Origin of the sequence: Serratia liquefaciens ATCC 27592 (assembly GCF_000422085.1) — a bacterium.
Lineage (GTDB): Bacteria > Pseudomonadota > Gammaproteobacteria > Enterobacterales > Enterobacteriaceae > Serratia > Serratia liquefaciens.
The window spans coordinates 2,483,987-2,507,585 of record NC_021741.1; the positions used below are offsets into that span (position 1 = coordinate 2,483,987).

Consider the following 23,599-nt stretch of genomic DNA (forward strand, 5'->3'; position numbering starts at 1 on the left):
AGCCGCAGTGACTGCGGCTATCGGTGATGTACTTTTCAGGCCGCCACGCGCGGGGCGGTTTTGGCGAACAACCTCATTGCCAGACCGCCAGCCGCCGTCAGCGTGGCCAACGTCACTACGCCAGGCCAGCCGGCAGCTTCCAGGATCTTGCTGCCCAGAGCAGCCCCGCCTGCCATGCCGATAAACACCAGCGTAAACATGATGGCGTTAAGGCGGCTGCGGGCGGCCGGATTGATAGCGTAAATAATGGTTTGATGGGCGACCAGCGTGGCCTGAATGCCGAGATCAAAACCTACCGCGCTCAGGGCAATCAACGCCAGTTGGGCGGGGAGCGACAGCAACGGCAGCAGGAACATCAGGGCAAAAGAAACCACCACCATGGCAGCGCCAATCTTAGTGACATAGTCCGGCCCGTGACGATCGGCCAGCATGCCTGCCAAGGGGGCAGCCAATGCACCTGCCGCACCGGCCAAACCAAAAGCCCCGGCGACGGCGCTACCCAACTGATACCGTTCCGCCAACATCACTGCCAGCGTAGACCAGAAAGCGCTGAACGCGATCGACAGCAAGCCTTGCGCCAGCGCTGCACGCCGCAACTCCGGGTAATCGGCCCACAATTGGCCCAATGAACGCAACAACGCCGGGTAGCTGAGGGCAGTATTGGGTTTTAAACGGGGCAATACGGCCCCGATGGCAAAACTGATCGCCAACACCGCCACGGCCGCCAGCAGGTAAACGCTGCGCCAGCCGAAATATTCCGCCACCACGCCGCTGAACACCCGTGAAAGCAAAATCCCCGCCAGCAGCCCGGTCATCACGGTTCCCACCGTTTTGCCCCGATTGGCGTCGGTTGCCAGCGTTGCGGCCGCCGGGATAATGTCCTGCGCCACCGTAGCGGCCAGGCCGATCGCCAGGCTGCTGAGCAGCAACAGCGGGAATGAGGATGAAAAACCACAGAACAGCAGGGTAACAGCCAGCAGCAAGCCTTTTATACGGATGATCTGGCGACGATCGTGACGATCGCCCAGCGGGGCCAACAGCAGGATCCCGAGCGCGTAGCCTGCCTGGGTGAGCGTAGGGACCCAGCCGGCGTCACTTACTCCGGCATGGAACGCATCCCCCATAATCCCCAGCATCGGCTGGCTATAGTAAATGGACGCCACGCTAAGACCGGCGCCGGTCGCCAGCAGAAAGACAACTTTGGCGGAAAGCGCATGGGCCGGTGTGGTGCCGGTATGATTGGCTGGTGAAATCAGGGTCATGGTGATTATCCCGTAGAGGTAAAGTGCGCTTATTTTTGCCAGTATTTGCCGCAAACTGTAGCCCCCGAACGGGTAGAACTGTTATACGTAATACGTATGAATAAAAACTCATTTCCCAATGGCGATCGCATAGCCATGATGCAAACGCTGGTGCGCATCGTAGACAGCGGCAGTCTTTCTGCCGCTGCGGCGCAAATGCAGACCTCACAACCCACCGTTAGCCGGCGCCTGCAGGTGCTGGAACAACTGCTGGGCGTTAAATTAATCCAGCGTACCACCCACAGTATGAAGCTGACGGATGACGGAGAGCGCTGTTATCAGCATGCGCGCAAGCTGATAGAGCAGTGGCAAATCATGGAGGATGAGCTGCGCGGCGTGCGCGATGAGCCGGTCGGCGTATTACGGGTACGAGCGCCGCATGCCTTCGGTCAGGATCAGCTAATCGGGCCTCTGGGTGACTATTTGCAACGCTATCGCCAGACCAGCGTGGAATGGACGCTTAACGACCACTCTCCGGATTTTATCCCCGAAGGCGTGGACTGCGCGATCCACGTGGGGGCCGTAACCGATCCTTCGGTGGTGGCGGTATTGCTGGCGGAAGTGCCGCGCATTGTGGTGGCAGCACCGAGCTTATTAGCAGGTCATGATCCTCTGAAGCAGATCGGTGATTTAGCGCAGTTGCCCTGGCTGGCGTTGAATAGCTTTTACCGTAACGAAGTCACCCTGACTCACAGGGATAGCGGTGAAGCCTATCGTTTTGACATTGCTCCCAGATTAAGCACCGACAGTCTTTATGCGGTGCGTAAAGCCGCGTTGAACGGCGTGGGGGTGGCGATGTTGTCCTCCTGGGTGGTCAAACAGGATTTGGAGCAGGGCGCTCTGATTCCTTTAATGCCAACCTGGCGTGCCGCGCCCTTGCCGATTTATCTGCTTTATCCGTACGCCAGCTATTATCCCGCCCGGCTGCGTAAATTCCTCGAGCTGATGAAAGAGGTGATGCCGCGTATCACCGGCGCAAATGCGCCAACGACCTAAAAACGCGTACAGCGGAATTTGTCGTTAGCGGAGCGATATACAGCGCAAATCTAGAGTGTCTGCGCGCGGATTCAACCTGATTGGCGGCGGTATCTGTTTGATAATCTAAGCAACAGTGACCGTCCCTTTCAATCGAGAGAATCGCCATGCACTTTACTCAAGCCATTGCCAGACTCCCTGCCGACAGCTGCGGCAGCGGACAAACTACCGCCCAATTGGGCGCGCCGGATATCGCGGCCACCGGCCGTCAGTTTTTGGCCTATGTGGACACCTTGCTCCGTCTGGGGCTAAAAGTGACCGTGTTACCGGCAGCACCCGCATTTCCGGATGCACACTTTGTTGAAGACACGGCGGTGGTGATGCCTGAGCTGGCGGTGATCAGCCATCCGGGCGCACCCAGCCGTCAGGGCGAGGTGGCCACCATTGCGCCCTTGTTTGAAGGCGAACGGCCAGTGGTGCGTATGAGCGAGCGCGGTCATCTGGACGGGGGGGATGTGCTGCTGGTCGATCGCCAGTTTTTCGTCGGCCTGACGGCCCGTACCGATGAGGCTGGTATTGGCGAGTTCGCTGCGGCGGTGGAGCCCTATGGCTATCGGGTGACGGCGATTGAAGTCAGCGCCGGTCTACACCTGAAGTCCATTGTTAATTACGTTGGCCGCAATACCTTGTTGCTGACCGAAGACTATCAGCACCATCCTGCCTTTAGCGGTTTCAGTTCGATCGTCATTCCCGAAGCGGAGTCCTATGCCGGCAATACGCTGTGGATCAACGATACGCTGATTACGCCGCAGGGTTATCCGTACACGCTTGCGCAAATCGAAAAGCTGGGCATGCCCATCGTTCAGCTCGACACCAGTGAATTTAAAAAAATGGACGGCGGCCTGACCTGCCTGTCACTTCGTTTCTAATCTTTTCTTTTACCGGGGATCTCAGCGATGAAAAAAACATTAGCGGTTTTACTGACCAGCCTGGCGTTGGGCGGTCCTGCGGCGGCTCAGGCCTTCGACACCATCAGTTTTGGCGTTGACGGTGGCTATCCGCCGTTTGACGTGCTCGCGCCCAACGGTGAGATCACCGGTTTTGATATCGATATCGCCAATGCGCTGTGTACGCAGCTGCATGCCAAATGCGTGTTCGTCAAACAACCCTTCGAAAGCATGATTGCCGCGCTCAATGCCCATAAGTTCGATGCCATTATCGCTTCGCTGACCATCACCGATGAGCGCAAAAAGGAAGTGGATTTCACCGATCGCTATTACCGCAGTTCCGCCCAGTTGGTGGCGCGTAAAGGCAGCGCTTTACTGCCTGACGTTGCCAGCCTGAAAGGCAAAACCGTCGGCGTGCAGACCGGTTCGATACATGAAGCCTACGCGAAACAACATTGGGGCGGAAAAGGGGTGAAAATTGTTTCTTACGCCAACCAGGATAATGTCTATCTGGATCTGATGTCCGGCCGCATTAATGCGTCGTTGCAGGACAATACTCAGGCCGCCAGCAGCTTTATCGATACCCCGCGCGGACAGAAATTTGCCTTTGCCGGCCCGGTGATTGAAGACAGCAGCATTTCCTCCGACGTCGGCATCGCGGTAGGCAAAGACAACCCGGCGCTGCGCGATGCGCTAAACGGTGCGATCAAGGCCATTCGTGCCGACGGCACTTACGAAGCCATCCAGAAAAAATATTTCAGCTTCGATATTTACGGTAACTAAACCGGCGCGCTAATGCCGGCTGGCCCGGCAATCTGTCAAGTATGGGAGGCCGGGTATGGTCACAGAGTATTTACCGTTGCTGGCGCAGGGGGCGGCGCTGTCGCTGTGCGTCATGCTGGTGTCACTGGCGGTGGCGCTGGCGCTTGGACTGGTCAATGCGCTGATCAAACTCTTTGGTCCGCGCTGGCTGCGCTGGGTTTCAACCGGCTACACCACGCTGGTGCGCGGTATCCCCGAACTGGTGATTATGCTGCTGTTGTTCTTTGGCGGTGAGATGCTGGTTAACGGAGCCTTGGGGCTGCTGGGGCTGGGGCCGCTGCGGTTCAACACCTTTATCTCTGGGGTGTTGGCGATTGGCTTCGTGTTTGGCGCTTACTATACCGAAACCTTCCGTGGCGCGTTTCTTACCGTGGAGCGTGGCCAACTGGAGGCCGCGATGGCCTATGGGATGAGCCCTGGCCAGGTATTTCGCCGTGTTCTGTTACCCCAGATGCTGAGCTTTGCCATCCCCGGCATCAACAACAACTGGCTTGGGCTGATGAAGGCCTCGGCGCTGGTGTCGATCCTCGGGCTGGAGGATATGGTCTGGCTGGCCGAGCAGGCCGGGCGGGCAACCCAAAAGCCATTCCTGTTTTATTTCCTGGTGGCGTTGATCTATATGGCGATCACGGCGATTTCCAGTTGGGGCTTTAGCCGGTTGTCGCGGCGGTACGCCTTGGCTTCCTCAAATGCAGGAGCCCGCTGATGAACCTGCAAAATATGCTGGAAGCCGCACCGAGTTTTCTGTGGAGTGACGGGTCCGACGTCACCGGGCTAGCGATGACTGCCAAACTCTTCTTGCTGTCGGTCGTCCCCGGTTTAGTGCTGGCGATGCTGATGGCGATCGGTCAGGTTTACGGCCCGCGTCCGCTATCTTATCTGATCCGCAGCGTGACCTACTTTTTCCGCAGTACGCCACTGTACCTGCAATTGATGCTGATTTATTACGGCCTGTCGCAGTTTGACGTGGTGCAGTTGGGTTGGCAGAACAACCAACCTTTCTGGCTGCTGTTTCGCGACGCGACCTTCTGCGCCACGCTGGCGCTGGTACTCAATACCAGTGCCTACGTCGCGCAGCTGCTGGCCGGCATGATGGAGACCTTCCCGCGCCAGGAGTGGATTGCCGGTGAAGCCTATGGCATGAGCCAGCGGCAGATCATTCGCCGGCTGGTGCTGCCGGCCACGCTACGACGCGGCATTCCAGCACTCAACAACGAAATGGTGTTTTTGCTGCATGCCACTTCGCTGGCCAGCACGGTAACGCTATTGGATATCACCGGCGTGGCACGGGCACTTTATGCCGCCACCTATTCGCCATTTATCCCGTTTTTGATGGCTGCGGCGCTCTACCTGCTGTGCACCTTCCTGCTGATATTCCTGTTTTCGCGGGCAGAGCGACGCTGGTTGGGCTTTATACGTCGTGATTGAGACCGTTCAGGAACGTTTGATGGATTGCAGTTCGGTCAGGGTGACGATTTTATCCACCCGGAATTTCTTGCTGGTCAGCCAGCTGTCGGCCAGCAACCGGTAGTTTTCCATGCTGCGACAGCCAATGCGCACCAGAAAATCGAAGTTGCCGCTGACCAGCCAGCAATCCAGCACCTCCGGGGTATTACGCATCTCCTGCTCAAACGCCGGTTGGGAATGACCGTGGTCGGCCAGCGCGATCTGAGCCTGGATCACGAACGCGTGCTCCGGTTCCGGCAGCTCGATGATGGCACTGTAGCCGCGGATGATGCCGTCGCGCTCCAGCCCACGCACCCGTTCCAGACAGGGGCGAGCGGTCAGATTGACCTGCTCGGACAGCTTTTGATAGGAAATGCGGCCATCCCGGCACAGTATTTCAAGGATTTTTTTGTCGATGCGATCAAGCCGGGCTTTCTTTTCCACAGATAGGGCGTCCAATGAAAAGTAAACATCATAAGTTACCTGAACATGCCCTGGGGGGGCAGCGCCAATTCACCAGTTTTCATTTCGGCCAGCCGGGCAAAGGCGAAAAAATTTACCTGCAGGCCGGTCTGCATGCCGACGAACTGCCCGGCATGCTGGTGCTGCATTATCTTAAAAGATTACTCAGCCAGGCGGAACGGCGTGGTGAGCTGCAAAGCGAAATAATTCTGGTGCCGCTGGCCAATCCTCCAGGGCTGGCGCAGGTACTGCTCAACGGCGGCGTAGGGCGCTTCGACCTGGTTAGCGGTCGCAACTTCAACCGCGATTTTCCCGACCTGGCGCGTCTGCTGCAAAACCACGATTTTACCGCCTCGGCACCTCTTCAGCCGCAAGTCCGGGCCGCCATGCGTACCGTTTTGCAAGCCATGACCGAGGGCAGTGAAGTCACGGCACTGCGGCGGCAATTGCTGCTACTGGCCTGTGATGCCGATGTGGTGCTGGATCTGCACTGTGACGATCGGGCGATCTTGCATATGTACGCCGATCCGGCCTGGGAACGGCAGGCCGAAATTCTGGCGCGCTTTATGAACATAGCGGCGGTACTGCTTTCGCAAGACAGCGGTGCCGGTTCATTTGATGAAGCCTGCGGTTTGCCCTGGCTTCGGCTGGCGCAACAGCATCCTGATCTAAGCCAGCTCAAACCGGGCTGCATGGCGGTTACGCTGGAGTTACGCGGACAGCGAGATATCAGCCATGAATTGGCCAGCGGTGACGCAGAACGCTTGTACAGTTATTTACAGCACCGAGGCGCCGTTGCCGGACCCTCTCCGGCGATACCGCAACGCGAAGTGGCGATGCTGCCGTTCGCCGCCGGGGAGATCGTTACCGCATCCGCCAGCGGTATTCTGCTGTTGTTGCGCCAGCCGGGGGAATGGGTGGAAGCCGACGAGGCGGTGGCCGAAATTATCGACCCGATCACCGATACGGTAAAAGCGGTGCGTGCCAAGGCAGGCGGGCTGATTTATGCCTGTCGGCAAGCGCCTTTTGTCACCCTGGGAGCCGAAGTGATGAAGATTGCCGGTAAAACTGCCTACGCGGGCGGTGGTGAGTTGGCATTCTGAGGGCTGTGTGGCCATCGCTCCAGGGTATGACTGATTTCTGGCCCGAAACCGGTAACCGAAAGGCTGTCGCCATCCAGTTCTACCACGACGAACGGTAGCATTTCATTGCCCTCTGCTGAGGATTTATCTGGTATCAATAATTGATGACAGTTGAGTGTCGACGGAGCTCCTTCCAGAAGAGGAAAGATGGCTCACTGTTAAGAAATGTTAATTATTTTGAAACCTTAATGTCATTTTAATAGATTAAAAAAACAACTATAAATACCGCGCTAAACTTAGGGAATGTGTGATGAATAACTATTTGTTACAAGGGAATGTGATTAAGCTAATGCCGCTGAACTACCCCCGTCATGAAGATATTGAGATCGGATCATGGGATATTATAAATAGCAGTACGTTGATTTTGCAGAACGGCATGCGCTCAGGGATAAATTATGAAACATTTATGATGAATGTAGAGGGTGCTTTAAAAACAAACAGAACTTCAATTTTGAAACATCGCTTGAGTGCCTATGTTGATAACATAATGTTTGCTAACGAAAACAAGAGCAGCAGAAAGGATTTCTTGGCTTTTTCATCTTCAGATAAGATACTCGTTGATATTTTAAGGAGTGATGATGATTTCATTGATTTCATTATTTTTATGGGGCTAAAATTCAGCACTGAAAATGGCATAAGAACAGTGAGTGTTAGGACTGTCCCTGAATTTGATGGAGGTTATACGGAGTTTTTGGATGTTCAGCATTTGTCAACAGAGCTAAGAAAGTTAAGGCGGTTTATTTTAAATAATCATACAGACAACAAGCTTTTTTGTTCAATTATTGCAGCGGTTTTCTTTATGCATATTCATCCCCTGCATGATGGGAATGGCCGTGTATCCAGAGTGTTATTCAATTTGATATTAGGCAGGGATATAAATAACTATATTCCAATGACAGAACTTTGTCACGTGGCCAGGAGTGGGTACGTTTTAAGCTTAAGGGAAGTATTTTTATTTTCAGAGTGGGGTTCAATTATTATTTTTTATTGTAAGTGCATAAGTATTATTCATGAAAATATAGATGAGTAACATGTCTAGCATGTGAATAAATGATCGCATGCTATACATCTTACTTTAATTTATAAAAGGAGCTTACATGCTGAGTGAAAGAGATCTTTTACTGATTAAAACAACAACCATGACTGATACTCAGGTTGACAAAATTGACCCAACACTGGGTTACAGAAGATTTATTAAGCGCTAAAACTAAAAGCATAGTGGGGATTCCCGCTATGCTTTGTGGTATGTGAAAAGGATGCTGGATGAATAAATTTTTATTTATAATCAGATACTTTAAAGGTACATCCAATTTATCAGCTAAGGGAAATTTTTTTGTCATTATAACCATTTCGCTTCTGTCTACGGTTTTAATATCAGTACAGCCGGTTATCATGGCAAAGTTAATCAGTGGAATTGAAAGTGAATCCGTTGATTTTAAGTTCATAATATATGCATTGGCGCTCAGTTACATTGTCGTAATGAGCTTAAGGAAACTCGCATCAGCTTTGAATTTTATTCTCATCACCTCTTTAAGAAGTAACTTGGTCATCAGCATGACAAATGACTATTTCAAAAGCTTGTTTTATAATGCTGATGCTATAAAAATCCATGAAAACACCGGCGACATCACTCAGCGGTTGAATCAGGCTATAGATGAACTCACCGTTTTGTTAAGAAATATCTCTCATAATTTTATACCACCACTGTTGCAGTTAGTTCTTAGCGTGGCTTTTATTGTCATTTCTGGTGATTACATTGTTGCGATGCTGTTCACGCTATATTTTTTGCTGTATTTCATCATTAAAGGGGTTTTTAATCCAAAGATTGTTGGTTTATACAATGATTTTTACAACACTTCAGTAAAAAAATACAGCCTAATCACTGACAGTGTCAAGAATATGGGGGCCGCTAAAGTCTGTAACTCTTATGACTATCTGTTTGGTCGCTATGAGGCTTTGCTTCATAAAATAGAAACAAAACATGAGAAATTGCTAAAGGCAGATATGCATTTTCTGCTGGTCGAGTCCGCCTGCAATATCATTTTTTTTGGTTTGTCTTTCCTCTATTCTTTGTATCAGGTTATGAGTGGAAATATCAGTATCGGCCATTTCGTGATGATTTCATCTTATATATTGTTGCTGTCTTCACCTTTGGAAAGCATGGGGTCCATGTATACTGCACTGCAGAAATCCACAGTGTCTCTTTACGGTTTTATTAGTGCCATGCCAATGATTGTGGCGAGACAGGTTGATTCAGAACAGATCAAGCCTGTCGATTCAATGACAATGAGAGACCTGAGTTTCTCGTATCAAGGTGAGGGGGGAGCTATCATCAAAGACCTTAATCTTGAGATCGATAAAGGACATTTCATCACCTTAACCGGACGTAGCGGTTCGGGAAAAAGTACGGTGGCTAAACTGTTAGCGGGAGAGCTTAAGCCAGAGCAGGGTGAGATCCTTATTAACAATATGAATATTAATGAATTATCTTCGGTTCAGCGGGCTGAGTTGGTTTTCCATGTTTCACAAAATGACTATATTTTTATGGATACGTTGAGATTCAACCTAAAGATAGCCTGTCCGGAAGCTACGGATGAACAATTAGCCGTAGCACTCAGGTTATCCAGGCTCGATGATCTGGTTAATGATGGGAACGCTGATTTGCTGGATATGAGAATCGGTGACAATGGGGTAACGCTTTCTGGCGGCCAACGTCAGCGGTTGTCTCTGGCTCGGCTTTTTTTACGGACGCCCAGTATCATCATTCTTGATGAGGTGACATCAGCATTGGATGTGATCAATGAGAGAGGGATCATGCACAATATTAAAATTTGCTTTCCCAATGCCTTGATATTGAACATCAGCCATCGGAGTTCCACCTTCGATTTCTCGGATGAAATCCTGGTTATGGACAGCGGCCGTATCGTCGCCAGCGGTGACTTTGTGACGTTAAAAAACAATAATGCCTATATTCAATCGATTCTGCGGCAAGAGGCGTTAAAGCAAGCCAGCTGAGGCAGAGCACGAGCAAGTCCGTAGCCGCCGGTCTCAGGCAGTGAGCATGCTGGCGGGAAAGATGGCTTGCGGACCGCGGTCCATGTTAAATTTGTGCCAGGTAACTCTGTATCCCTGATGACAAAGAGAATTTAACATGAAGATCGGCCATTTTTATCCCATCACGAAGGATGTTGCCCCCAAGGCCTGTAACGTGGCTCTGCGACTGCGGGCCATTGAATATCAGCGATAACCGATCCGCCCCGAAGAAGTCAGACGCTATGCGCACCACCAAACCACGCCGCCCGCATGGCCGATGGGTCTACTACATTCTGCATGAAGATATTCTGTGGCCCTGCCCGGTAAAATGGGAGTGGGAGAGCAGTTACCATGCCTGGTTGCCTTTTTACTATTCGCCAACGCTGGAGTTCGTTGCCGGTAACCCTGCCAAAGCGACAAAAATCACTAAAACCAAGCGTTAATCATTATTTTCGTTTCACGACCGCAATCGTGCTGTTGATATTAAATATTTGTTTTTAAACAAAACCCCACATTTCTTGCCCTCGGGGTTATGAGTAACTACATTAACAACTGTACTTCAACTCACCTGAGGAGAGAAATCCTATGAAAGCAGCCGTAGTGACTAAAGACCACAGTGTCGATATTCAGGATAAACAGCTTCGTCCACTGAAACACGGTGAGGCCGCGCTGAAAATGGAGTGTTGCGGCGTTTGCCATACCGATCTTCACGTCAAAAATGGCGATTTTGGCGAAGTGCCCGGCATCACCCTAGGGCACGAAGGGATTGGGGTAGTCACCGCCGTAGGTGAAGGTGTCACCTCGTTGAAAGTCGGAGATCGCACCAGCGTCGCCTGGTTTTATCAGGGATGTGGTCATTGCGAATATTGCGTTAATGGTAACGAAACGCTGTGCCGCTCGGTGAAAAATGCCGGTTACAGCGTCGACGGCGGTATGGCGGAAGAGTGCATCGTAGTGGCGGACTATGCGGTCAAGGTGCCGGATGGCCTGGACTCCTTTGCAGCCAGCAGCATTACCTGTGCCGGTGTCACTACCTATAAGGCGGTGAAAATTTCCGACATCAAACCGGGGCAGTGGATCGCGATTTACGGCCTGGGCGGCTTGGGCAACCTGGCATTGCAGTATGCCAAGAACGTGTTCAACGCCAAAGTGATCGCCATTGACGTCAACCAGGGGCAGTTGGATTTCGCCAAAGAAATCGGCGCCGATCTGGTCATCAACTCCAAAACTGAAAACGCCGAAGAAATCATTCAGCAAAAAGTCGGTGGCGCGCATGCTGCCGTAGTCACCGCGGTGGCGCGTTCAGCCTTTAATTCTGCGGTCAATGCGGTTCGCGCAGGGGGCAAAGTGGTCGCTGTGGGGCTACCGCCAGAGAGTATGGATCTGAGCATTCCACGCTTGGTATTGGACGGTATTCAGGTTGTGGGCTCGTTGGTGGGAACCCGTGAAGACCTTAAGGAAGCTTTCCAGTTTGCCGCCGAAGGCAAAGTGACGCCGAAAGTGACCAAGCGTCCATTGGGCGACATCAACGCGATCTTCGAAGAGATGAAGTCGGGCACTATCCGTGGCCGCATGGTTATCGATCTCTCCGCATCATAATCCCGCGCAAATAACTAAGGCCACCGAGGTGGCCTTAGTTTGCAGTAACGCTAAAAATCAAAACAGCCCGAGCGGCTTACTGTCGTAACTGACCAACAGGTTTTTGACCTGCTGGTAATGCGACAGCGCTACCTTGTGGGTCTCGCGGCCGACGCCGGAGTTTTTGTAACCGCCGAAGGCAGCATGCGCCGGATACAGGTGATAACAGTTGGTCCACACGCGTCCGGCCTTGATGGCGCGCCCCATGCGATAGGCGCGATTTACGTCGCGGGTCCACAAACCGGCACCCAGCCCGAACTCACTGTCGTTGGCCAATGCCAGTGCTTCGGCTTCGTCTTTGAAGGTGGTCACGCCGATCACCGGTCCGAAGATCTCTTCACGGAAGAAACGCATGCTGTTATTGCCGGTGATTAAGGTGGGCTGCAGATAAAAACCGCTTTGCAAAGTTTGCTCATGGCTGGCGCGCTCGCCGCCGGCAATGATTTTTCCGCCTTCGTTTTTAGCGATCTCGATGTAAGACAGGATCTTGTCGAACTGCTGCTGAGACGCCTGAGCACCGATCATGGTGTCGGTGTCAAAGGGGTCACCCTGGCGAATGGTGGTGATGCGCGCCAGCACTTTTTCCATAAATTGCGGGTAAATCGATTCCTGAATCAGGGCGCGCGAAGGGCAGGTACAGACTTCACCCTGGTTGAAGAAGCCAAGAATCAGCCCCTCAACCGCCTTGTCGATGAATTCGGGTTCCGCCTGCATGATGTCTTCAAAGAAGATGTTAGGCGATTTACCGCCCAGCTCCACGGTGCTGGGAATGATATTTTCCGCCGCGCAGGCCAGAATATGGCGGCCTACCGGGGTTGAACCGGTAAAGGCGATTTTGTCGATACGCTTGCTGGTTGCCAATGCCTCACCGGCTTCTTTACCGAAACCGTGAACCACATTGAGCACGCCCGGCGGCAGCAAGTCACCAATCATTTCCAGCAGCACGCAGATGCTGAGCGGGGTTTGCTCCGCCGGTTTAAGCACCACGCAGTTGCCGGCGGCCAGCGCCGGGGCTAGTTTCCATGCGGCCATCAACAGCGGGAAGTTCCAGGGAATAATCTGCCCAACCACGCCCAGAGGCTCATAGATATGGTAGGCCACGGTGTTTTGATCGATCTCAGCGGCGGTGCCTTCCTGTGCACGCAAACAGCCGGCGAAATAGCGGAAGTGGTCGATCGCCAGCGGAATGTCCGCGTTCAGCGTTTCGCGGATCGGTTTGCCGTTGTCCCAGCTTTCGGTCAGTGCCAGCAATTCGAGCTTTGACTCCATACGATCGGCGATCGCCAGCAGCACATTAGACCTTTCCTGAACGCTGGCTTTCCCCCAGGTTTCGGCTGCGGCATGCGCCGCATCCAGCGCTTGTTCGATATCTTTCGCGTCGGAGCGCGGGAATTCGGCGACAGTCTGACCTGTCATCGGGGAGGTGTCGGTGAAGTAGTTGCCTGAAACGGGTTCGACAAATTTGCCGCCAATGTAGTTGCCGTAGCGCTGTTTGAAAGAGACCAACGAACCAGGCAAACCAGGATGAACGTATTTCATGTAACACCTCTCATGGGAACGGAGACTGTAAGGGTGGTGCCTGATAGCCGGCACTCTACAGACACTTAAGCATTGCCCATGCCACATTGATGGAAAGCTGTGCCACATAAATAAATAATATAAAAATATCAACTAACTAAAACAGAATAATAGCTACCAATGCCAATAAAGCCCCTGGCTTACTATTCATTTCTATTGTTTTTTGTGTTCCATGTCGCAACGCATGAGACACATTCATGATACAAAAATGCAACACTTTAATTGGCGGGAGTTGGGTATGCTGCATAAAGACCAGACCACCCAGACCGGGTGTATCTCTGACGACGATCGCCTGTCACTCTCCGGCCCACTTTCCGAATCCTGGTTACGCAGCCGGCACTATGGCCTCAATCGAAGCGACGACCATGTTCCTTTTATCCGGCCGACCCTGTTGAAAGAAGTGCGGGGGCAAAACGGTTGGGTTGCGCAGCTCGCGCGGCCGCTGATCGAGCGCTTGGGTCGTGAGATCAACCGCCAACCCTCCATTGTGGTGGTGTCCGACGCCGGTGGACTGGTGCTGGAAACCTGTGGCAACACGCACTTTTTGCGTAAGGCATCGCGGGTTTCTCTGGCTCCGGGCAATCTGTGGGGCGAGCAGGAGCGTGGCACCAATGCCATCGGTACCGCTTTGGCAATGGGGGCGCTGTGCGAAGTCAATGGCGACGAGCACTTTCTCAATCAGAATGCCGGGCTTTACTGCTCCGCAGCGCCGATTTATCGCCCCGACGGCCTGATCGCCGGCGTATTGGATATCTCGACGCCGGCCCAACATCCTTACAGCGAAGCAGGTTCGTTGATTCTGCAGGCTGTCCGGCACATTGAACATCAATGGGTGAAAAGCTGTGTCACCGACCGACATTGGACACTGCGCCTGCACAGCGATGCGCGGGTTCTCGGCAGCGCCCATGAGATGATATTGGTGTTTCGCGATGAGATCCTCACCGCGGCCAACCGATTAGCGATGCAAGAATTCAATCTCAACGTGGCGGCCTTTGGGTCGATGGACTTTGCCACGCTGTTTCCGGAAATGTCCCTTCAGACACTGAATGCGCCGCGACAGACTCTGGCGGTGAATAATCGTCACTATTATTCACTGTTGCAGATGCCGGAACGCCCATCGCAGTGCGTCAGGCAGCAGTTGCAGCCTTATGATCGTGACGGAGCCGACAGACAGAAGGCCCTGCGTATTCTTAATGCCGGGCTGGCGCTATGCATTAGCGGGGAAACCGGCTGCGGGAAAGAGTATTTCAGCCAGCGTTTGTTCGAGGAAAGCCACCGGCGACAGGGCAATTTTGTGGCTATCAACTGTGCAGCCCTGCCGGAAAGTCTGATCGAGTCCGAACTTTTTGGCTATGCGCCAGGGGCGTTTACCGGCGCCAGCACCAAAGGGTACGTCGGCAAGATCAGAGAGGCCGACGGCGGGGTGCTGTTCCTTGATGAGATTGGCGATATGCCATTGAGTTTGCAGACCCGTTTATTGCGGGTGCTGCAGGAAAAGACGGTCACGCCGCTCGGCAGCCGCGTCAGCTATGCGGTCGATTTCTCGCTTATCTGTGCCACCCATCAGGATCTGGAACAGCGGGTCGCGGCAGGGGCATTCCGCGAAGATTTGCTGTATCGCATTCAGGAATTCAGCCTGCGCATCTTGCCGCTGCGGCAGCGCGCACACGTTGATCGTTTTATCCTCAATCTCTGGAGCGAATTGGGGGGTGATGCGCGGGGCATCAGACTGGCACCGGACGCTATCACCGCCTTGGCCGGTTATTCCTGGCCCGGTAATGTGCGGCAGTTGTTGAGCACCTTGAAAGTGCTGCTGGCTTTGGCCGATGACGGTAACCTGATCAGGCTTGAGGATCTGCCGGAGCAGTTTCATCTGCTTGCTCGCCCCGTAGCGCCGCAGAGCGTATCGGTAGACATGTTGACGGCTATTCGAAACGCCAAGGGCAATATCAGCCTGGCGGCAAAACGATTAGGGATCTCGCGCAGCACGCTTTACCGCAAGATGGAGAAACATCGCGCCGAGAGCTGACAAAGCGGGGGCCCATTCAGGGCCCCGCGTGGTTATTATTTATCGCCCAATCCCTGTGGGTTGATTTCGGATCGTTCGATTTTCTCGTCGCTTTCCGCCCAGCGATCCAACACTTTCAGATAACTGCCGTTGGCAATAGCGCTATTGAGCGACGCCTGCACCGCTTCCACCAAGCCATTGCCTTTCTTCAGCGTAACGGCAATGTTGGCGCTGCGCGGCCAGCCGCCCGGCACGATGCCGACCAACCGGGTTTTACCGGTCAATTTTGCCTGATAAGCGCCGGACACGTTCGGCCCGAAGGTCGCATCCGCACGGCCGGACTGGATGGCCAGCGTCGACGCCGCCTTGTCGGTGACGTAAATCGGCTGAAGGGCCGGTAACCCCTTGGCCTGGTTCTCTTTATCCCAGGCCAGCAGCACAGCTTCCTGATTGGTGCCGGAGTCTACAATGATCTTTTTGCCGGCAATGTCCGGCGCCGATTTGATCGAGGTGATCTTACTGTCAGATTTCACGTAGAAGCCCAACGTATCCTGGCGATAGGTGGCGAAGTCGAATTTGGTTTTACGTTCCTGAGTGACGGTAATGTTGTAAACCGCGGCGTCGTATTTACCCGAGGTGACGCCTAACGGCCAGTCTTCCCATGAGGTCGGAACCAGTTTCAGTTTCAACCCCAGGCCGTCGGCAACCAGCCTGGCAATATCCGACTCGCTGCCAATCACCGTTTTATTGTCGCGCGCGTACAGACCGAACGGTGGGCCGCTGCCCAAGATCGCGACGGCTACAGTCAGCGTCCCCGGTTCAACAAATTTGAACCCGGCGGGGATTTTGGCCGCAGCCTCGGGATCCTTCTGGGTATGAATAGGGGTTTCGTTGGCGATCAGGTCCAGCCCCGGTGCGGCATGGGCCAGGGCGGAAAGGCTCAGGAGAGCCGCCGCTGCGGTGAGTTTTGCGCTATATATCATTATTATTACCTGCATTATTATGTTGTTGAGGCGGTCAACTCACTATCCTTCAAGCCGCTAGATCTGTGAACGAACAAAATTGGCTAACTAATTTTACAAACGGTCAGGTTGCAAAGAAGGGGGAGCGCTCGGTGAGCGTGAGGGGCTTAAACGTCGAGATTTTTACGCATGAAAGCATTTTGCAGCACGATGCCGCGCAGGACCGGACTTTTCCGCTCAACGACCTGAAATCCCTGGCGCATAAAGAAGGGTTCTGCGGTTTTACTGACGTCTGAGGTCAGCTCTTTAAGCCCTAACAGTCTGGCCTCTTTATGGATTCGATTCATCAATAAGGTCCCAATGCCTTGTCGGGGACAGGTGCCGGATACATAGAAATGGTCGATATAGCCGTCAGGCTGGAGATCGGCATAGCCGACAATCTGTTTATCAATCTCCACGACAAAGGGATGCAAATCTCTCATGCGAGCCGCCCAAAGCTGGGGATCAGTATCGGCGGGAGCCCAGGCATTGACCTGCTCAGTGGTGTAGTCGCGTGATGCGACCTCATGCACCGCAGAGAAAAAAACGCGAAACAGCGCAATTTCATCGCCTTTGATGAACTGTCGAATCATCATGCCTTTCCTTAAGAAGTCCCGGAAAGTATTGTACCGGTTCAGGTGTTTGAAGGGACGTTTTCTCGTAGCATATTGATGACTTGGGTCGCTTCGACGGCCTGGCTGAACAGAAACCCTTGCCCCAGGTGATAGCCGGAATCACGCAGCGTTTGCCGCTGCAGCTCGGTTTCAATGCCTTCCGCAATAATATCAATGGATAATTTCTGCCCCAAAATTCCCATACTTTCCACGATGCCCAAAATCGCCGGTTCGTTATTCATGCGGCGGATGAAATCCCGATCCAACTTGATGCAGTCCAGAGGGTAGTCCATCAGGTGCGTAAAGGAGGAGTGGCCGGTGCCAAAGTCATCAAGCGCGATCCTGATCCCCATTTCCTTAAGCATTTGCAAGGCTCGCAGCACATACTTCGACCCATGTTTGTTGAAGGCATGTTCAGTGACCTCCAGCTCGATAAGATGGTGGGGGATGCGAAACATTTGCAGACGCCGCAGGAAAGTTTCGGCGTAGTTATCACGTAAAAATTCGATAGGTGCGGCGTTCAAAGACACCGGCAACACCTCCACGCCAGACGCGATCCAAGTGGCGATATCGGCAAAAACCTTCATCTGCATGGTTTCGCTGATCTTGGTTGCCAGTTCGTAATCGTTGAATGCTTCGACGACGGTATCTGGCATCTTCATACCATGATGCGGACAATACCAGCGCAGCAGCGCCTCAAAGCCCACAATGGCACCGGTTGCCAGGCTGACCTTGGGTTGGTAGCTGGGGCGGATTTGATTATCGCGAACTATCTGCCGTGCGTGATTAAGCTGCGCCGCACGCTCTTTGGCCTTATCCATCATCTGTGGATTAAACATGTACACGCCGCCCCGGCCGCCGTCCTTGAGTTCGTATAACGCGGTATCGGCGCATTTCATCAATTCCGAGGCGTCGCGGGCATCCTGAGGATAGAGGGCGCAGCCGATACTCATGCCGCAATGCAACGCCTTGCCGCCATGGGTAATGGGTGACTCAAGCTGCAACAGAAAGGTATTGGCGATTTTGTAAATATCCTGCTCGTTTTCGACGTCGCCGATCACAATCGCAAACTCATCGCCGCCCAGGCGGGAAACGAACGAGTTCGGATTTAAATAAGCCGTCAGCCGGCGGGACAACACGCGCAGCAGATGATCGCCGGCGGCGTGCCCTAGGGTGTCGTTAACCAGCTTAAAATGGTCCAGGTCCAGCAAAATCAACCCGAGCGATTTATTGCTGCTCAGGGCTCGCTTCATTTCCTGCTTTAATCTTTTCTTGAATAAGCGTCTGTTGGGCAAACCGGTCAGTTCGTCATACTGACTGGCGATCAGCAAACGTTTTTCAGCTATTCGCTGAGAGCTAACGTCGCGCGAGACGCACAATATATTTTCTATTCGATCCTCGTTATCGAAGACCGGACTGAGAATATTGTCCCAGTGCTGCAGCTTGCCGTCAGGCGTGGCGCTAAGGCCGGCGAAGCGGGCGTTTTTACCGGTTAGCACTTTACGCAGCGCTTTTTTGCCGCGCGAGCGCACTTCGGGTTGCAGCAGATTCAGCCAGGGCATGCCAAATTGCGGTTGGTTCTCATCGATGCCCAGCGCGACGCTGCCGGCTCTGTTGATGTGCAGCAGCGTCCCGTCATTATTGATGACCTTGATGCAGTCGACGCTGGCATCAAGCATGTTTTTCTGCGCGGCCAGCGTGGTGGTAATTCGCTGTTTTTCCAATACGGAATCATGGATATCGGTGCCGCTCAGATACCAATCTGTTTCCTCGCTATCAGGCTTTTTCTTCGCGCCGAAAGACAGTAAAAACCAGCGGTACTCGCCGTTGTACTGTCGCAGGCGAACTTCATTAACGAAAGAGGTCGCCGTGGCAATCGCCTGCTGCCATAGCGATTCGATAAGAGGATATTCGGCAGGGTGCAGGGCTTTCAACCAGCAAGCGCCTGGGTTATCAAATGAGGAGAGGCCGGTATATTCACACCAAAGCTTATTGAAATGTCCCCCGAGACTATTACCCATGCCAATGAGATTAGGTAAACCATTAAAAATTTCATTAGCCATATCCACAGGCGGTTTTTCATCACTGCGCTCGGGTAGAACACTCATTCGTCATTTCCTCTGAAAACCACCTGTCTTTTATGCTAGCCAATAAAAAGCCTGCGGGTGGAAATATTCAATAGCCGTTTCTGCGCAATAAAAAGCCGCCAGAGAGAATGAGATATAAAGTCGGTTAACACATTAGGAATACTCTCGTATTTCCGCCTTTTAATGGGCCAGTTTAATGAGATCTAGGCTATTAAACACGTGCCCGGGAATATAAAAAAGCCCCCGCGGTGAGGCGGGGGCTGCGATCATAACCTGTGGTTAGATTTATTTATCAAGTGCATAGGCAATGACGTAATCGCCACGGTCCGGCGACTGACGAGCGCCACCGGCGGAAATCACGATGTACTGCTTGCCGGTTGTCGGTGAAACATAACTCATTGGCGTGCCGCCGCTGCCGACAGGCAAGCGCGCTTTCCACACTTCTTTACCGGTGGAGGAGTCAAAGGCCCGCAGGTAGTAATCCTGAGTGCCGGCAATGAATACCAGGCCGCCCTGAGTCGCCAGAGTGCCGCCGAGCGTCGGCATGCCCACCGGCATTGGTGCACGCATTTTGATACCGAAAGGCCCGGTATCCTGAACCGTACCGGCCGGCACTTGCCACACCACTTTCTGCGTTTTCAGATCGATCGCCGACAGGGTACCAAACGGTGGTTTCTGGCAAGGAATGCCCAGAGGTGACATGAAACGATTTTTGTTCACGCCGTAAGGCGTGCCTTTTAACGGCACCGCACCCATACCGGCATTGACCGATTCACCGCCATTGCTGGCCGGGGTATTGGCATCGGTTTTTTGCGGGATCATCTGTACCCACAGGCCCAAACGCATGTCGTTGGCGAAGATGTAATGATTATTCGGATCGGTCGACAAGCCACCCCAGTTCATGCCGCCCAGAGAGCCTGGGAAGCTGAGTGAAATATCGGTGTCCGGTGCGGTAAACAGGCCGTCATAGCGCATGGATTTAAAGCTGATGCGACACATCAGCTGATCAAACGGCGTAGCGCCCCACATGTCGGACTCAGTCAGTTTTTCAGCGCCAATTTGTGGCATGCCGACAGAGAAAGGTTGAGTGGCGGAGTATTGCTCACCGGGAATGGTGCGGGTTTTCACCGGCAGCTCTTTCACTTCGGTCAAAGGCTTCCCGGTATGGCGATCCAACACGAAGATCTGACCGGTTTTGGCACCAATGACCAGGGCCGGTTTGGTGGTACCGTCCTTCATTGGGAAGTCGATCAGGCTAGGCTGCATCGGCAGGTCGAAATCCCACAGGTCGTTATGAACGGTCTGATAAACCCATTTCTCTTTACCGGTGGTGGCGTCCAACGCCAGGATGGAAGCGCCGTATTTGTGATCCAACGCGTTACGGTTAGCGCCCCACAGATCCACCGAGGAGCTGCCCATTGGCAGGAACACGGTGTTCATCGCCGGGTCATAGGACATCGGTGCCCAGGAATTTGGGGTGCTGCGTACAAAGGTCTGGCCGGGTTTTAAGGCCGAGTTTGGATCCTGATTACCCGGGTCGAACGCCCATCGCATCGCGCCGGTGATCACGTCGAAACCACGCAGCACGCCGCCAGGCATATCCGTTTGTACGTTATCGGCTACGCGGCCGCCGACGACAACGGTGGTGCCCGCCAGCGTGGGTGCGGAAGTCAGCTGATATTTTGGATCGGCCGCATCGCCCAGACCGACTTTCAGATCAACCACGCCCTGGTTGCCAAAGTTCTGACAGAATTCACCGTTATCGGCGTTGATTGCCACCAGGCGCGCATCGATGGTATTCATCAGAATACGGCGCTGGCAACTGTCGCCCGCAGCCAGGGTGACCGGTGTAGCGGGCGTAGAGCCGGGTACGGTCGGTTGTTGCAGGGGCTTGGCAACATCAAAGTAGGCCAGGCCGCGGCAACGGTTCCAGACTTGGGATTTCGCGTTGATTTCACGTTTCCAGATCTCTTTACCGCTGTCGGCATCGACGGCAATCACGTTGTTATGCGGCGTACACAGGAAGATACGGTTGCCGATTTGCAACGGCGTTTGCTGATCTTCAGCGCCGTTGCCATCCGGACTCAACGGAGTATCGCCGGTGTGGAAGGTCCAGGCGACCTTCAGGTCTTTCACGTTGTCGCGAGTGATTTGGTCCAGCGCCACGAAGCGGCTGCCACCCGGGGTATTGCCGTAGTTATCCCAATCTTTTTGTTGTTTGCTTTTGTCCACCGGGATCAGCGGCAACGGCTCACCGCTGAAAGCCACGGTAGGGTGTGGCTGGAACATCTGCACAAAGGTGCCGACCATGCCAACGGCCAATACCGCACTTAGCAGGTAAGACAATTTTGCCAACGGCGTTTTGCCTTCTGGCTTACGCAGTGCCGGCCAGCTCAGGAAGGCCAACAGCATCAAACCGGCAGGGACCATCAGCCGCGAAACCAATGGCCAGAAATCGAAACCGGCATCAACCACCGACCAAACCAGCGTGCCGACAAACACCAGCAGGAATAGCGGCACGGCCGAAGATTTGCGACGGAAGAATTGCACGGCGGAAAGCAGAGTTACGATACCGGCAATCAGAAAGTAGCTGCTGCCCCCCAGCGAAACCAGCTTACCGCCAGCAATGGCGAAGAATAAGCCGACAACGGTAAGGATTATCCCTAATAAACAACACCATAGTTTAAGTTTTATACCCGGACGGGCATTTGATTCAGGCATGTCTGAAAGACTCCAAGATAATGTTTTTCTTCATGTTTACCTCGAATGATCGCGTCCATGCCGTTCCCTGGTGGAGTGAAAGCAGAGCGTAAATCAAACGATGGAATGTCGATATTGTACCATTTGATTCATTATAAAGTTAAGGATATGTTGCCTGCTAACTAAATTCTTAGCCCGAATTGCAACAACTGCAGGGCAGCGTGCTCCATTCTGGAGAGAACGCGGCTTAGGCGTCCAGCAACTCCCCAAGCCCGCAAGGTACCCCCGCGCAAAATTTGTGATGCCTGGTTATTTAAAGGAAGGTAGCAGCCACATACGCCAGCCGTATCTGCTGAACTGCCGCAGTTATTATTTATTGCGTGAAGACAGGATGAGGCACCGCCTTACACAGAAGCAATGGCGAAAGCCTTTAATAGCCCCTGCATCATTGTTGAATGGGATGGGGCATACGCTCGCGTTTTCTGGATTAAAGCTGTGCGTTAATAATGCGGTTATTGACTAATTTATAAACCCTGAGGCGTTTGCTGGAAGTAAAAAGGACGAGTGTTATACAGAGAGAATATAACCCAGTCGCTTTTATATTTTTGCTCTGGCAACGAGGAAGGATTTTCAGGTTACTTTTCAGTTTCTTTAGTTACATAAGGTTATAGAAATTAATTCATTACGTTAACATTAGTATTCCACTATGCAGTGCTTCGATTGATTGGGCGTCATCGTTTTACTGTACTGCATAGTGGGCACTATTAAAGCATTATTAATCTTAAAGCGGAAAATCCCAAAAAACGCCGTCCTCTGCTAAATTTCCCGCTATCAATCACCTGTGAATTTTATCGTCCCACCTCGCCGTTATCTGGCTTATTCAACATTCGCACTAAGGTAGGTTGTCAGCTGTTCCTGACAGAAATCGAGATACGCCCGCACCAGTCGCGAGGGATGTCGTTGTGATGGATAGAGCAAGCTAAGCGTTTGTTCTGGCAACGGGTGAGAGGGTAATACTGCGCACAAACGGCCGGCGGCGATCTCCTTGTTCGCCATAAAGGGCGGTAACTCAGTGACCGCCTGACCCGCGACGGCTCTGCTGCGTAAAAGTGCGTAATCGTTCGCCACCAGTACCGCCTTCGGCTCAAACACCTGATGGCCCAGCCGCCAGAGACCACGGGCGCTGGAGTCCGCCGCCCAGCTCGCACAAGGGTAACGATGCAAATCCTCCACGCTGGCAGGTTGGCCAAACTGCGTCAGTAATGACGGCGCAGCGACCAGCAGATGCCGATACTTCAGCATTTGCCGTGCCACCATAGACTCATGCACGATGGTGCCGACGCGGAGCGAAACGTCAATGCCATCCTGTACCAGATCGATCCGCCGTTCCGTTGAAAATACGCTAACGCTGATTTCGGGAAACCGTTGTTGGAAAGCCCCCAGCAAGTCCCACCAGGGCTCAAAGTTGGGGGGCATCGACAGACGCAGGCGGCCTTTAAGCCGGGTTTCATCATTCATCACGGCCTGCTGAGCTTCATTCAGGGCTTCCACCCCGCGGCTGGCATGTTCATATAAACGGCTGCCGGCTTCAGTCAGCTTGATACCGCGCGGTGAACGCTCCAGCAACTGCACGTCAAGTTCGCGCTCCAGCTCACGTATGCGCCGGCTCAGGGTAGGGAGCGGCACATGGGTCTTGTCGGCGGCGGCCGAAAGACTGCCTGCTTGTACGACTGAGACAAACATTTTGGTTGCGTTGAAGTCCATACGACACTCCTCTCATTTATGAGATTGACGTTACCATTTTCGTGTATTCCCCATCAATATTGGAATCTATACAGTTCAACC

19 protein-coding genes are annotated in these 23,599 nt (G+C 53.1%); 11 read left to right on the plus strand and 8 right to left on the minus strand.

What is annotated here, in order from left to right:
- Positions 1–35: 35 nt before the first annotated feature.
- A complete protein-coding gene (locus tag M495_RS11660) occupies positions 36–1,262 on the minus strand; it encodes an MFS transporter (RefSeq protein ID WP_020826857.1) in 1,227 nt (408 codons plus the stop codon).
- 96 nt (positions 1,263–1,358) lie between these two features.
- On the opposite strand from M495_RS11660, the gene M495_RS11665 reads away from it, so the two are divergent.
- The 5 genes from M495_RS11665 to M495_RS11685 all read left to right on the plus strand — a co-directional run bounded on the left by M495_RS11665 (position 1,359) and on the right by M495_RS11685 (position 5,473).
- Positions 1,359–2,297, plus strand: a complete 939-nt coding sequence (locus tag M495_RS11665; protein ID WP_041414557.1) for a LysR family transcriptional regulator — start codon at positions 1,359–1,361, stop codon at positions 2,295–2,297.
- A 146-nt stretch (positions 2,298–2,443) separates the two neighbouring features.
- A complete protein-coding gene (locus M495_RS11670; protein ID WP_020826859.1) occupies positions 2,444–3,205 on the plus strand; it encodes a dimethylarginine dimethylaminohydrolase family protein in 762 nt (253 codons plus the stop codon).
- A 27-nt stretch (positions 3,206–3,232) separates the two neighbouring features.
- Entirely contained in the window at positions 3,233–4,006 is a 774-nt protein-coding gene (locus M495_RS11675) for an ABC transporter substrate-binding protein (RefSeq protein WP_020826860.1), read from the plus strand.
- A 55-nt stretch (positions 4,007–4,061) separates the two neighbouring features.
- Positions 4,062–4,751: an ABC transporter permease gene (locus tag M495_RS11680; protein ID WP_020826861.1), complete on the plus strand. Its 690-nt coding sequence runs from the start codon at positions 4,062–4,064 to the stop codon at positions 4,749–4,751.
- A complete protein-coding gene (locus M495_RS11685; protein WP_020826862.1) occupies positions 4,751–5,473 on the plus strand; it encodes an ABC transporter permease in 723 nt (240 codons plus the stop codon). The genes M495_RS11680 and M495_RS11685 overlap by 1 nt, the downstream gene beginning before the upstream one ends.
- A 6-nt stretch (positions 5,474–5,479) precedes the next feature.
- Here the strand turns inward: M495_RS11685 and M495_RS11690 are convergent, their stop codons facing one another.
- Positions 5,480–5,935, minus strand: coding sequence for an Lrp/AsnC family transcriptional regulator (locus tag M495_RS11690; protein WP_020826863.1), 456 nt, complete (start codon positions 5,933–5,935; stop codon positions 5,480–5,482).
- A gap of 14 nt (positions 5,936–5,949) precedes the next feature.
- Between M495_RS11690 and M495_RS11695 the strand changes: the two genes are divergently transcribed.
- From M495_RS11695 to adhP, 5 genes are all read left to right on the plus strand, one after another.
- Entirely contained in the window at positions 5,950–7,056 is a 1,107-nt protein-coding gene (locus M495_RS11695; protein WP_020826864.1) for a succinylglutamate desuccinylase/aspartoacylase family protein, read from the plus strand.
- 289 nt (positions 7,057–7,345) lie between these two features.
- Positions 7,346–8,125 carry a Fic family protein gene (locus M495_RS11700; protein ID WP_020826865.1) on the plus strand — a complete coding sequence of 260 codons (780 nt, stop codon included), beginning with the start codon at positions 7,346–7,348 and terminating at the stop codon, positions 8,123–8,125.
- Positions 8,126–8,358: 233 nt separating this feature from the next.
- On the plus strand, positions 8,359–10,110 hold the full coding sequence (locus tag M495_RS11705; RefSeq protein WP_020826867.1) for an ATP-binding cassette domain-containing protein: 1,752 nt from the start codon (positions 8,359–8,361) through the stop codon (positions 10,108–10,110).
- A 260-nt stretch (positions 10,111–10,370) separates the two neighbouring features.
- Positions 10,371–10,571, plus strand: a complete 201-nt coding sequence (locus tag M495_RS11710) for a hypothetical protein (RefSeq protein ID WP_020826868.1) — start codon at positions 10,371–10,373, stop codon at positions 10,569–10,571.
- Between the two features lie 142 nt (positions 10,572–10,713).
- Positions 10,714–11,727 (plus strand): alcohol dehydrogenase AdhP, encoded by a 1,014-nt coding sequence (gene adhP / locus M495_RS11715; protein WP_020826869.1) that lies wholly within the window; start codon positions 10,714–10,716, stop codon positions 11,725–11,727.
- A gap of 57 nt (positions 11,728–11,784) precedes the next feature.
- Here adhP and exaC read toward each other — a convergent pair whose 3' ends face one another.
- On the minus strand, positions 11,785–13,305 hold the full coding sequence (gene exaC, locus M495_RS11720; RefSeq protein WP_020826870.1) for an acetaldehyde dehydrogenase ExaC: 1,521 nt from the start codon (positions 13,303–13,305) through the stop codon (positions 11,785–11,787).
- Between the two features lie 277 nt (positions 13,306–13,582).
- Here exaC and M495_RS11725 point away from each other — a divergent pair, with 277 nt between their 5' ends.
- The gene (locus tag M495_RS11725; RefSeq protein WP_041415377.1) at positions 13,583–15,373 is read left to right on the plus strand and encodes a sigma-54-dependent Fis family transcriptional regulator; all 1,791 of its coding nucleotides are present in this window, start codon (positions 13,583–13,585) and stop codon (positions 15,371–15,373) included.
- 35 nt (positions 15,374–15,408) lie between these two features.
- On the opposite strand, the gene M495_RS11730 is transcribed toward M495_RS11725, so the two are convergent.
- The 5 genes from M495_RS11730 to M495_RS11750 all read right to left on the minus strand — a co-directional run bounded on the left by M495_RS11730 (position 15,409) and on the right by M495_RS11750 (position 23,518).
- The gene (locus M495_RS11730; RefSeq protein ID WP_020826872.1) at positions 15,409–16,335 is read right to left on the minus strand and encodes an ABC transporter substrate-binding protein; all 927 of its coding nucleotides are present in this window, start codon (positions 16,333–16,335) and stop codon (positions 15,409–15,411) included.
- 146 nt (positions 16,336–16,481) lie between these two features.
- Complete coding sequence (locus tag M495_RS11735; RefSeq protein ID WP_041414559.1) at positions 16,482–16,949, minus strand: GNAT family N-acetyltransferase; 468 nt, start codon at positions 16,947–16,949, stop codon at positions 16,482–16,484.
- 38 nt (positions 16,950–16,987) lie between these two features.
- Positions 16,988–19,075, minus strand: a complete 2,088-nt coding sequence (locus M495_RS11740; protein ID WP_041414560.1) for a bifunctional diguanylate cyclase/phosphodiesterase — start codon at positions 19,073–19,075, stop codon at positions 16,988–16,990.
- Positions 19,076–19,339: 264 nt separating this feature from the next.
- On the minus strand, positions 19,340–21,775 hold the full coding sequence (locus M495_RS11745) for a glucose/quinate/shikimate family membrane-bound PQQ-dependent dehydrogenase (protein WP_020826875.1): 2,436 nt from the start codon (positions 21,773–21,775) through the stop codon (positions 19,340–19,342).
- An 855-nt stretch (positions 21,776–22,630) separates the two neighbouring features.
- Entirely contained in the window at positions 22,631–23,518 is an 888-nt protein-coding gene (locus M495_RS11750; RefSeq protein WP_020826876.1) for a LysR family transcriptional regulator, read from the minus strand.
- Between the last annotated feature and the right edge of the window lie 81 nt (positions 23,519–23,599).